At 63.5% G+C, this 10,796-nt stretch carries 9 protein-coding genes; 1 reads left to right on the top strand and 8 read right to left on the bottom strand.

Features of this window, described 5'->3' with window-relative positions; genetic code table 11:
• Nucleotides 1–220: 220 nt before the first annotated feature.
• The 3 genes from GJ700_RS34425 to GJ700_RS34415 are packed head-to-tail and all read right to left on the bottom strand — an operon-like array spanning nucleotide 221 to nucleotide 3,134.
• Complete coding sequence (locus GJ700_RS34425; protein WP_154382688.1) at nucleotides 221–1,666, bottom strand: LutB/LldF family L-lactate oxidation iron-sulfur protein; 1,446 nt, start codon at nucleotides 1,664–1,666, stop codon at nucleotides 221–223.
• A complete protein-coding gene (locus GJ700_RS34420; protein ID WP_154382692.1) occupies nucleotides 1,663–2,343 on the bottom strand; it encodes a LutC/YkgG family protein in 681 nt (226 codons plus the stop codon). Before GJ700_RS34420 ends, GJ700_RS34425 begins: the two co-directional genes overlap by 4 nt.
• The gene (locus GJ700_RS34415; protein ID WP_154382686.1) at nucleotides 2,343–3,134 is read right to left on the bottom strand and encodes a (Fe-S)-binding protein; all 792 of its coding nucleotides are present in this window, start codon (nucleotides 3,132–3,134) and stop codon (nucleotides 2,343–2,345) included. The genes GJ700_RS34420 and GJ700_RS34415 overlap by 1 nt, the downstream gene beginning before the upstream one ends.
• Nucleotides 3,135–3,244: 110 nt before the next feature.
• Here GJ700_RS34415 and GJ700_RS34410 point away from each other — a divergent pair, with 110 nt between their 5' ends.
• Nucleotides 3,245–3,964, top strand: coding sequence for a FadR/GntR family transcriptional regulator (locus GJ700_RS34410; protein WP_229507412.1), 720 nt, complete (start codon nucleotides 3,245–3,247; stop codon nucleotides 3,962–3,964).
• 3 nt (nucleotides 3,965–3,967) lie between these two features.
• Here GJ700_RS34410 and glcF read toward each other — a convergent pair whose 3' ends face one another.
• From glcF to GJ700_RS34385, 5 genes are all read right to left on the bottom strand, one after another.
• The gene (gene glcF, locus GJ700_RS34405; protein WP_154382684.1) at nucleotides 3,968–5,191 is read right to left on the bottom strand and encodes a glycolate oxidase subunit GlcF; all 1,224 of its coding nucleotides are present in this window, start codon (nucleotides 5,189–5,191) and stop codon (nucleotides 3,968–3,970) included.
• Nucleotides 5,192–5,193: 2 nt separating this feature from the next.
• Nucleotides 5,194–6,261: a glycolate oxidase subunit GlcE gene (gene glcE, locus GJ700_RS34400; protein WP_154382682.1), complete on the bottom strand. Its 1,068-nt coding sequence runs from the start codon at nucleotides 6,259–6,261 to the stop codon at nucleotides 5,194–5,196.
• Nucleotides 6,254–7,750, bottom strand: a complete 1,497-nt coding sequence (locus GJ700_RS34395) for an FAD-linked oxidase C-terminal domain-containing protein (RefSeq protein WP_154382680.1) — start codon at nucleotides 7,748–7,750, stop codon at nucleotides 6,254–6,256. The genes glcE and GJ700_RS34395 overlap by 8 nt, the downstream gene beginning before the upstream one ends.
• 94 nt (nucleotides 7,751–7,844) lie before the next feature.
• Nucleotides 7,845–8,732 carry a LysR substrate-binding domain-containing protein gene (locus tag GJ700_RS34390; protein ID WP_154382678.1) on the bottom strand — a complete coding sequence of 296 codons (888 nt, stop codon included), beginning with the start codon at nucleotides 8,730–8,732 and terminating at the stop codon, nucleotides 7,845–7,847.
• An 83-nt stretch (nucleotides 8,733–8,815) separates the two neighbouring features.
• Nucleotides 8,816–10,519: a lactate permease LctP family transporter gene (locus GJ700_RS34385; RefSeq protein WP_154382676.1), complete on the bottom strand. Its 1,704-nt coding sequence runs from the start codon at nucleotides 10,517–10,519 to the stop codon at nucleotides 8,816–8,818.
• Nucleotides 10,520–10,796: the final 277 nt, after the last annotated feature.

Raw genomic sequence — 10,796 nt, 5'->3', positions numbered from 1 at the left:
ACACCCACACTTATCGACTGTTTATTTTTAAAGAAGGCTGCTTACTTTTCGTATTCGACGAAGCGTTTTGTTCGTCAGCAGCAGAGAAGCGAGATTATCTAGTGTTTCGTGATATTCGTCAACCCCTCGTCTTTACTTCATCCTGCTACGCTGTTTCGTTGATCTGTCGCAGCGCTGCGGGGACAGAACTATAGCAAGCCGCTGCGCGGCTTGCAAGGGCTTATTCCGGCTGATTCTTTTCCCGCATCAAATCGGCCAGGCTGCGGGGCGCCGGTTTCAGCGGCGCGCGGTGCTGCGTCCAGCCCAACTGCTCGGACGGCGTCAGCGTGCGGAACCGCGTGGCCGCCCAGCGGAACAGCTTATAAACAGTGGGGTGGGAAAACGCACCACTCCAGAAGCGCCACACCAGCTTGTCACCACGGCTGAACTTCGCCCCCTGCCCTTTCAGCGGATGGGCAACCTGTTCATGGGGATTCCGGTTGGCCTCCGTGCGCAGCCGCACCAGCAGCGAGGGAATCGGTATCCGCACCGGGCACACTTCGCCGCACGCGCCGCACAGGCTCGACGCGGTCGCCAGGTCGGCCGTCGCTTCCAGTCCCAGCAAGTGGGGCGAAATGATCTTGCCGATCGGCCCCGGATACGTGGTGCCATACGCATGGCCGCCAATGCGCGCATAGACAGGACAGTGATTCATGCACGCGCCGCAGCGGATGCACTGCAGCGTCGCGCGCAACTGTTCATCCGCATACGCCTGCGTGCGGCCGTTATCCAGCAACACCAGATGCACTTCGCGCGGCCCATCCAGCTCCCCGTCGCGGCGGGGACCCGAGATCAGGTTGAAGTACGTGGTGATCGGCTGCCCCGTCGCGGAGCGCGTCAGCAAACTGGCCAGCGGCACGATGTGCTCCAGCTTCGCCACGACTTTTTCCATGCCCATGATGGCAATATGCACATCCGGCACCGTGGTCGACAGCCGTCCATTGCCCTCGTTTTCCACCAGCCAGATCGTGCCGGTATCGGCCGCCGCGAAATTCACGCCGGACAAACCGATATCGGCTTCCGCAAATGCCGTGCGCAACGCGCGCCGCCCGGTCTGGATCAGCGTATCCACGTCGTCACTGTAGGTCGTGCCGGGAATGTGCTGCTCGAACAAGGTGCCGATTTCCTCGCGCGTCTTGTGAATTGCCGGCATCACGATGTGCGACGGCTTTTCGCCCGCCATCTGCACAATGTATTCGCCCATGTCCGATTCAATGCATTCGACACCCCGCTCACCCAGGTAGTGATTCAGCTCGATTTCTTCGCTGGCCATCGACTTGCCCTTGATGACCGTGCGTGCGCCACGCCGCTGCGCGATGCGCAAAATGATTTCATTGGCTTCGTCGCCCGTTTCGGCCCAGTGCACGTGCACACCGGCCGCCGTCAGCTTCTCTTCCAGCTGCACCAGCAATTGCGGCAAGTTGGCCAGCGCATGCTGGCGGATCGCTTCACCCAGGTCGCGCAAATGTTCCAGCTCCGACGCATCCGGGAACTGGCTGCTGCGTTTCGTTTGCAGGAAATCCATCGCACCACGGAAGCTGGCGCGCAGTTTGGGGTCGTTCAGCGCGGCGCGGGCCCGCTGGTGAAAGTCTTCCGGTGCAACGAAGTGCATGGTTTGCCCGGTCATGGCTGTTCTCCCGTCACGATGATGACCCACATCCAGCGCGGACCATGTGCGCCAAATGCGAGGGTTTGCTGGATATCCGATGTTTTCGACGGTCCCGATACCAGCACCAGGTTGGTTGGCATGCCGTCGCGCCACCGCTCATCGCGCGCCGCGTCATGCAGCGTCGCGTGCAGCGTATCGGCATACACCAGCGCGACATGCAGCGGCGGCACCAGCGATACCGTGCGCGGCGTCCCCGCATCCGGCTCCAGGATCAACGTGCCGGTGGCGGCAATGCCGGACCGGGCCATAGTAAATCCCGCATCCACGGTGTTGAACAATTCGCCCTTCCATCCTTCCAGCGGACCATTGAATGGCAATGCTTCAATGCCCCCCTCCAACGCGCCGTGCAACGCGGCGCCTTCCGCGCGGGACGGATCGAGCAGCAAACGCTTCACGCCATGCTGCGCCAGCCTGGCCGCCAGTTGCGCAGGCCACTCGGCGGCCGTCGCGCGCCAGACGTCGGCGCGCGATCCCCGCAGCGCGTTTTCCAGTCCGTCGACCAGTGCAGCCGCATCCGGACGGGGACCGTCATAGTGCGCAGCAATCCGCGCATCCAGTTCCCGCATGGCGCCGGCAGGAGATGGCGCGGGCGCGGCGGCGCGCAAGCGCCCCAGCATCCGTTCACGTGCATTCATCATGGCTGTCCCTCCTCGCCCGCAGCCAGCCCATTGGCACGGCGCCACAGGAAACTGGCCATATGCTCGACGACCAAAGGCGCCCCGCTCTGCTTTGCCGCATGGCCGATATTCAGCAGGCACGCGCAATCAGCGGAAACCACGCGCCTCGCGCCTGTCGCGCAGGCCGACGCCACCTTGTCCGCCACCATGGCGCCCGAGATATCCGGGTGCTTCAGGCAAAAAGTGCCGCCAAAGCCACAGCATTCCGATTCGCGCACGTGCTCGAGTCGGCGCACCCCGGGCAAATCATCGACCAGCGCGACGCCGTGCATCCGAGTTCCCATTTCCCTGCGGGCGCCGCACGACGTGTGCAGCACCACGTCTTCATTGGCTTGCGGCTGCGCCGGATATTGCACGTGCAGGACGTTCAGCAGGAATTCGCTCAATTCATAAATGCGCTCCGACAGCGCGCGCGCCTGTTGCGCCAGCGCCGGATCGTCGTGGAACAGTTCCGGCCAGTGGTGGCGCATCATGCCCGCGCACGAACCGGACGGCACGATCACGGGCCAGTCTTCCCTGAACAGCGCCATCTGCGAGCGCGCCACGTCGCGCGACTGGTCCGGATTGCCGCTGCTGTAGGCCGGCTGGCCGCAGCAACTCTGGCCGCGCGGGTAATGGACGGTCACGCCCTCCCGCTCCAGCAGGCGCACGGCATCCAGCCCCGCTTGCGGCATGAACAAGTCAATGACACAGGTGCCGAACAAATAAACATCGGACGGCGGTGAAGCCGGGTACTGGCGAGGTTGCATGGTAAGGTCTCCGCGGTGCTTTCGTATTCGCCCATCATTGCCGCATTTTTTCCCAGGCACAAATTGGTTGGACCAATTTTTGGTATGCTGTCTTCCCAAGGGGGAACAGTATGAAACAGGACGCGGGCCGGGTGGAAAACGTGATGCGGCAAATTGAAACGGCGCTGCTGGACGGCACCTATCCCGCCCATGCGCGGCTGCCTGCCGAGCGGATATTGGCGGAAAACTATGGCGTGTCGCGTAATACAGTACGCGAAGCGATCCAGCGGCTGGCGGCACGGGGCCTGCTGCGCAGCCGCCATGGCGCCGGCGTCTATGTAACGGAGCAGCTGCGCACGGGGACAGCGTCGCCCTCCCCGTGGGGGCAGCTGATCGCGGAGCACCCTGGAGTACGCGACGATGTGCTGGAATTCCGCCGTGTCCTGGAGGGGGCCACCGCTTATTTCGCGGCGCTGCGCTGCACGGACGAAGACCGCGAGCGCATCCGCGCGCAACTGGCGGCGCTGGAACAGGCACGCCAGGCGGACGACCAGCCCGGCGAAGCGGTGGCCGATGCGCGGCTGCATGAAGCGATTGCGCTGGCATCGCACAACACGATGTTCCTGCATTTACACGCCAGCGTGATCGGCATGCTGCGCGAACATATCACCGCCAATGGCAGCAGCCTGCGGGCGCAGGCGCCGGATGTGAGCCGGCATTTGCTGCTGCAGCACCGCGCCATTTGCGAGGCCATTTGCGGCGCCCGGGCGGACGAAGCGCAAGCGGCCATGCAGGCGCACATCGATTATGTCGCCAGCCGGGTTGCCGCAGCCGATGCAGCGAACCTTTAACGGCTAACGCAACAGCCGGTCCAGCAACTCGATCCAGTGTTCGACCGGCCGATCGGTCCCGGCCTGCAAATGGCTCTGGCATCCCACGTTGGCGGACACGATGCGCTCCGCGCCCGTCGCATGCAGCGCCGCCAGCTTGCGGTCGCGCAGCTGGCCGGACAATTCCGGTTGCGACAGCGAATAGGTGCCTGACGAGCCGCAGCATAAATGGCTGTCCGCGCACAGCCGCACGTCGACACCGACTGCACGCAGCAATTCCTCCACCTTGCCCCGTATCTTTTGACCGTGCTGCAACGTGCACGGCGGGTGATAGGCGACCTTGTGCGCCCGTTCCCTGTCGGCCCGCTGCGCCAGCGCATCCTGGAAACCGCACAGCACTTCGCTGACGTCCTTGGTCAACGCGGAAATGCGGGCCGCCTTGTCCGCATATGCGGCGTCATGGCGCAGCAGGTGGCCGTAATCCTTGACCGTTGCGCCACAACCGGACGACGTCATGACGATGGCTTCCGCCCCCGCTTCCACCAGCGGCCACCATGCATCGATATTGCGCCGCATATCATCCAGGCCGCCCTGCTGGTCGTTCAAGTGATAGCGGATCGCGCCGCAGCATCCCGCTTTCGGCGCCACCACCAGTTCGACGCCCAGTGCATCGAGTACACGCGCTGTGGCAGCATTGATGTTTGGCGCCATCGAAGGCTGCACGCAGCCATCGAGCAGCAGCATTTTGCGGGCATGGCTGGAACGGGGCCACTGCCCTGCCGGCGCGGGCCGCGCCACCTTGCCGCGCAGCGCGGCAGGCAAGACGGGCCGCAGCCACTGGCCGGCTTTCATGGCAGGCTTGAATAGCCAGCTGCGGGGCAACGCTTCCTGCAGCAAGGTGCGGGCCGCACGCTGCGCGGCAGGCCGGGGCACCTGCTGGTCGACCAGGTGGCGGCCGATATCCAGCAGGCGGCCATACTGCACGCCGGACGGGCACGTGGTTTCACAGTTGCGGCACGTCAGGCAGCGGTCCAGGTGCAGTTGCGTGTTCGGTCCGGGCGTGGCGCCCTCCAGCACCTGCTTGATCAGGTAAATGCGGCCGCGCGGGCCATCCAGTTCATCGCCCAGCAACTGGTACGTCGGGCAGGTGGCGGTGCAGAAGCCGCAATGAACGCACTGGCGCAGGATATCCTGCGCTTCCAGTCCTTCCGGTGTGCCCTGGTATTGGGCGGCAAGTGTGGTTTGCATGGTTACAGGTCCTGGTACATGCGGCCCGGATTGAAGACGCCGGCCGGGTCGAATGCGTTTTTGAGGTTGCGGTGGATGGTGTGGATGGCAGGCGCCAATGGATGGAATACACCCTGTTCCCGCGCGCCCCCACGGTACAAGGTCGCATGTCCGCCATGCCGTGCAGCCAGTGCGCGCAGGGATTCGGGCGCATCGCCGGAGCGCAGCCAGCGCTGGCCGCCGCCCCATTCGATCAATTGCGCCCCCTGGTGCGCCAGCGCCGGCGCAACGGTCGGCACCGACAGCCGCCACAGCGGACCGGCATCGTGCGTAAAGAAAGCATGGCGCTGGTCGCGCAAGTCGCGCCAGAACGTATCAGCCGCGTCGGCGGCCAGCACGTCACCGCCAATACGGCGGACCGCGGCATTGACCGCGGCCTGCGCGCCCGACAGGCGCACCGTCAGCACATTGGCATGCCAGGCGCTGGCCGACAGCGGCAATGGCTGGCCCGCCCACACATTCATGCGCTGCAATGCTTCTTCCTGATCCAGCTCCAGGTGCAGCGTGGTTTCCAGCTGCGGGCGCGGCAACACTTTCAGCGACACGTCGAGGATCAGCCCCAGCATGCCCAGCGAACCAGCCTGCAGGCGGGACACGTCATATCCCGCCACGTTCTTCATGACCTGGCCGCCAAAGCGCAGCACTTCGCCGCGGCCATCCATCAGTGTGGTTCCCAGCACGAAATCGCGCACGGCGCCGGCAGCCTGGCGGCGCGGACCAGCCAGACCGCTGGCCACGACGCCGCCGATGGTGGCGTCCATGTTGAAATGGGGTGGCTCGAACGCCAGCATTTGCCCTTGCCCGGCCAGCGCGGATTCGATATCGCGAAGCGGCGTGCCGCAACGCGCAGTGATCACCAGTTCGGTCGGTTCATAACTGACGATGCCCTGGTGATCCGCCGTTTCCAGCAACTCTCCTTGCGGCAGGTTGCCATACCAGTCCTTGCTGCCGCCGCCCCGGATGCGCAGCGGCGCTTTTTCCTGCGCGGCGCGCAGCACGCGCTCGCGGAACGTGTTCAACATGTCATCCATAGTGCCTCGCATATTGGGCGAACCGGAAACGGCCGCCATCGACCTTGCGCTTGCCGTATTGCGCGCAACGGTCCAGTGTCGGTATGGCCTTGGTCGGGTTCAGTTGCTGCGCAGGGTCGAACGCCCGTTTGACGGCGATGAATGCGGCGATTTCGTCGACCGTGAATTGCTCGCACATCGAATCGAGCTTTTCCACGCCGACGCCGTGTTCACCCGTAATGGTGCCGCCCGCCGCCACGCACAGCGACAGGATCGCTTCGCCAAAGCGCTCGGCGCGTTCGAATTCGCCTGGCTGGTTGGCGTCGAATAGAATCAGCGGGTGCAGGTTGCCGTCGCCCGCATGGAATACATTGGCGCAGCGCAGTTGATATTCCTGGGCCAGCGCTTCGATGCCCGTCAGGACTTCCGCCAGCTTGCGGCGGGGGATGGTGCCATCCATGCAGTAATAGTCGGGCGAGATCCGGCCTGCGGCAGGGAAGGCATTCTTGCGGCCGGACCAGAAGCGCAAGCGTTCCGCTTCATCGCGGGACACGGCAATGGCCGTTGCCCCGGAGCGCTCCAGTACGTCGCGCATGCGGCTGATTTCTTCGTCCACTTCTTCCGGCAAGCCGTCGGATTCGCACAGCAGGATGGCGGCAGCTTCCGTGTCGTAGCCGGCGCAAACGAATGGTTCCACCATGCGCGCACTGGTGCGGTCCATCATTTCCAGGCCGGCCGGGATGATACCGGCGGAAATCACGCTGGCGACCGCATCGGCGCCGCGCACCACGTCGTCGAACGACGCCATGATGACCCGGGCCAGCGACGGTTTCGGCGTCAGCTTTACCGTGGCTTCCGTCACCACGCCCAGCATGCCTTCCGAACCAATGAAGACGGCCAGCAAATCCAGGCCCGCCGCATCCGGCGCCGTCCCGCCCAGTTCGACGACGTCGCCATCGGCAGTCACCATGCGTACGCGCAGTACATTGTGCAAGGTGAGGCCATATTTCAGACAATGCACACCGCCCGCGTTTTCCGCGATATTGCCGCCGATGGTGCAGGCAATCTGCGACGATGGATCGGGCGCGTAATACAGCTGGTGGCTTGCCGCCGCTTCGGATATCGCCAGGTTGCGTACGCCCGGCTGCACGGTGGCGGTGCGTGCATGGGCGTCGATGGCGACGATGCGGCTCATCTTCGCGGTGGACAGCACGATACCCTCGGCAATCGGCATCGCACCACCGGACAGGCCGGTGCCAGCACCGCGTGGCACGATGGGCACTTGCAGCTTGCGGCATGCCTTCAGCACCGCCACCACTTGCGCTTCGTTTTCCGGCAACGCGACCGCCAGCGGCAACTGGCGGTAAGCCGTCAGGCCGTCGCATTCATAAGGCCGGGTATCTTCTTCGTCGAATAACAGGCAGTGCGGCGGCAGCACCGCACGCAATTCAGCGACGAGGGCGCGCTGGCGTTCCGCTGTCAATAAGGGTTGCTGGCTGGGCGCATTCATGGCGGCTGGACTCAATGTGTTTGACTGAATCCAGTGTAGCGGCAGGCCGCCCGCTCAAGCGGTGAAAAGAATTAACCGCTGCATCCGATAATTTTCATGCGCTGTTGTACGTGGCGAGCAGCCAGTCGATAAACAGCTGCACTTCCGGCCGTGCGCGTGCGGCGGGCTCGTAGACAACGTAATACGCGTGCGGCGGCGTTGCGAGACGGATGTCGAACAGCTCAACCACTTCGCCGTCGGCGATCATTTGCTGCGCGAAGTGCTTGCGGGTCAGGCCGACGCCATGGCCATGCCGCACCGCTTCCAGCAACAAGCCCAGATCGTCGACACGCAGCCCGGTCGTGGGCTCCTGCCAGTCCAGGCCCGCTTCGTCGAACCACGGCTTCCACGGTTCCAATGCGGATCGCAGCAACCTGGCTTTCGATAAATCTGCCGGGCTGGCCAGGCCGCCGATGCGTTCGAGATATGCGGGACTGACAACCGGGAACGCCGGCTCCTCCAGCAGCTTCACGGTTTCCAGGTCGGGATACTTGCCGGCGCCAAAGCGCACTTCCAGGTCGGATTCGGACAGGCTCAAGTCGTACAACGGCACGGACAGGAAGACGTCGACGACGATGTCGGGATGCGCTTCGGTAAAGCCGGCCAGGCGCGGCATCAACAGGCAGCGGGCAAACGTGGGCGGCACCGTGAGCTTGATGCGCGGCTGCGCCGGGGAAGTCTTGTTTGGCAGCGGAAAGTCCGTCAGCGTGCGCAACGCCACGCATACCACGTCGAGGTAGCTGCGGCCGAACGCCGTCAGTGTCGGCGCACGCCCATCGCGGATGAACAGGCGGTCGCCGACGAACTCTTCCAGCAAGCGGATGCGGTGCGACAGCGCGGATGGCGTAATACAAAGCTGGTTGGCCGCCACTGCGAATGAGCCGGAACGGGCGGCCGCTTCGAACGCGGCCAGCGCATGAACAGGTGGGAATCGTTTAGGCATGGCGGTCCTCTGAAAGTGCCGGTCAAAACGCAACAACGCCCGTCCACATTGGCACGGGCGTTGTGCAGCAATGCTAAGGCATTCTAATGCGGAATCATCCCGGGGAATACATATGCTTGCAGCACCGTCATCACGCCGACGATGACGACAAACAGCAGGCTGTGTTTCAGCGTGAAGCGGAACAGTTCCGATTCACGTCCCACCAGACCGGTGGCGGCGCAAGCAACGGCGATCGATTGCGGCGAAATCATTTTGCCCGTCACGCCGCCCGTGGTGTTGGCGGCGACCATCAGCGTGTCGGACACGCCGATCTGGTGCGCCGTCGTGTTTTGCAGGGAGCAGAACAAGGCATTCGATGACGTGTCGGAGCCAGTGAGGAACACGCCCAGCCAGCCAAGGAATGGCGAGAAGAACGGGAATGCCGCGCCGGTACCGGCCAACACCAGGGCCAATGTCGACGACATGCCGGAATAGTTGGCGACGAACGCGAAGGCCAGCACCAGGCCGATCGACAGCACGGGACGGCGCAGTTCCACCACGGTATCCTTGAAAGCGCGTACGCCATCGGCTGGTTTCATGCCCAGCAAAATCATCGAGATGATGCCGGTCAGCAGGATCGGCGTGCCCACCGCGGACAGCACATCGAGTTTATAGACCGCTTCATATGCCTTGGGCGCGGTCACGATAGGCATGGTCTTGATGACCATCTGGTCGAGGAAGGGCACGTGTACTTTCAAGACCGTCCATGCCAGCGGGCCTTTCGCGAACAGGGCCTTGAATCCGGGAAGGCTCCACACCGTCACGATGGCGGTCAGGATGCCGAACGGCGCCCAGGCGCGAATCGTTTGCGCTGGCGTATAAGGAGAACGGGTACGGCCACTGACAGGTCCTGCAACATTGCCGCCGCCGAAACCGGACAGCGCGGCGGCGCCGCCCATGTTCACCGTGCCGCGTGCGGCATTCTTTTCGGTTGCGGGCTGCCACACTTTCAGCAATACCGTCAGCGACACCAGGCTGACCAGCGCGGACGTGATGTCCGGCAGTTCCGGGCCGATGAAATTCGACGTGAAATATTGCGTCACGGCGAAGCTGCCGCCCGCCACCAGCGCGCCTGGCCACACTTCTTTCACGCCACGCATGCCGTCCATCATGAACACCAGCCAGAATGGCACGAACAGCGACAACAGCGGCAACTGGCGGCCGGCCATCGCGCCGATATGCATCGCGTCGATGCCCGTCACCTGGCCTGCCACGATGATGGGAATGCCCATCGCGCCGAAGGCCACCGGCGCCGTGTTCGCGATCAGGCACATGCCCGCCGCATACAATGGATTGAAGCCCAGGCCCACCAGCAAGGCGGCGGTGATCGCCACCGGCGCACCGAAGCCGGCCGCACCTTCAAGGAAGGCGCCGAACGAAAAGCCGATCAGCAGCATTTGCAGACGCTGGTCATCCGTGATGGCCAGGATCGACGCGCGGATGATGGCCAGTTGGCCCGTGCGCTCGACGACCTTGTACAGGAAAACTGCCGTGATGATGATCCACGCGATGGGCCACAAACCGTAGGCAAAGCCATAGCCGGCGGCAGCCAGCGCTTGCGGTACCGGCATGCCATACGCAAAGATGGCGACCACCAGCGCGAGCGCCAGTGTGATGGCGCCCGCTACGTGGCCCTTGATGCGCAAGACTGCCAGCGCGAGGAAAAAGAAAATGATGGGAACTGCGGCGGCCAAAGCGGACAGCCAGAGGCTGCCGAGCGGCGTATAGATTTGAGTCCATGACTGCATGATGTGCTCCTCCACAAGGTGGTTTTTGTAATGTCGAGGAGAAGTGTAAGACGGTCATCGGCGCAAAAACCGCCGCAGCCGGATGAAATGAATTGACCGCTGAGATGAAAATCTTTCACCAAGTTGATTATTTGCTGCGGACTGCCAAAGCAAAAAACCCCGCCAAGAGCTAACTCAGCGGGGTTTTTCTATATAACTAGCCTGACGATAACCTACTTTCACACTGGTTGCAGCACTATCATCGGCGCAAAGTCGTTTCACGGTCCTGTTCGGGATG

This window comes from Pseudoduganella rivuli (assembly GCF_009674485.1).
Taxonomy (GTDB): Bacteria; Pseudomonadota; Gammaproteobacteria; order Burkholderiales; family Burkholderiaceae_D; genus Rugamonas; species Rugamonas rivuli_B.
The sequence above is the reverse complement of the archived record's forward strand: the minus strand, read 5'-3'. Positions and strand labels throughout refer to the sequence as shown.

Coding starts and splice junctions, on each gene's coding strand:
- GJ700_RS34425 (WP_154382688.1), bottom strand. CDS start 1,666: ATGACCGGGCAAACCATGCACTTCGTTGCACCGGAAGACTTTCACCAG.
- GJ700_RS34420 (WP_154382692.1), bottom strand. CDS start 2,343: ATGAATGCACGTGAACGGATGCTGGGGCGCTTGCGCGCCGCCGCGCCC.
- GJ700_RS34415 (WP_154382686.1), bottom strand. CDS start 3,134: ATGCAACCTCGCCAGTACCCGGCTTCACCGCCGTCCGATGTTTATTTG.
- GJ700_RS34410 (WP_229507412.1), top strand. CDS start 3,245: ATGAAACAGGACGCGGGCCGGGTGGAAAACGTGATGCGGCAAATTGAA.
- glcF (WP_154382684.1), bottom strand. CDS start 5,191: ATGCAAACCACACTTGCCGCCCAATACCAGGGCACACCGGAAGGACTG.
- glcE (WP_154382682.1), bottom strand. CDS start 6,261: ATGGATGACATGTTGAACACGTTCCGCGAGCGCGTGCTGCGCGCCGCG.
- GJ700_RS34395 (WP_154382680.1), bottom strand. CDS start 7,750: ATGAATGCGCCCAGCCAGCAACCCTTATTGACAGCGGAACGCCAGCGC.
- GJ700_RS34390 (WP_154382678.1), bottom strand. CDS start 8,732: ATGCCTAAACGATTCCCACCTGTTCATGCGCTGGCCGCGTTCGAAGCG.
- GJ700_RS34385 (WP_154382676.1), bottom strand. CDS start 10,519: ATGCAGTCATGGACTCAAATCTATACGCCGCTCGGCAGCCTCTGGCTG.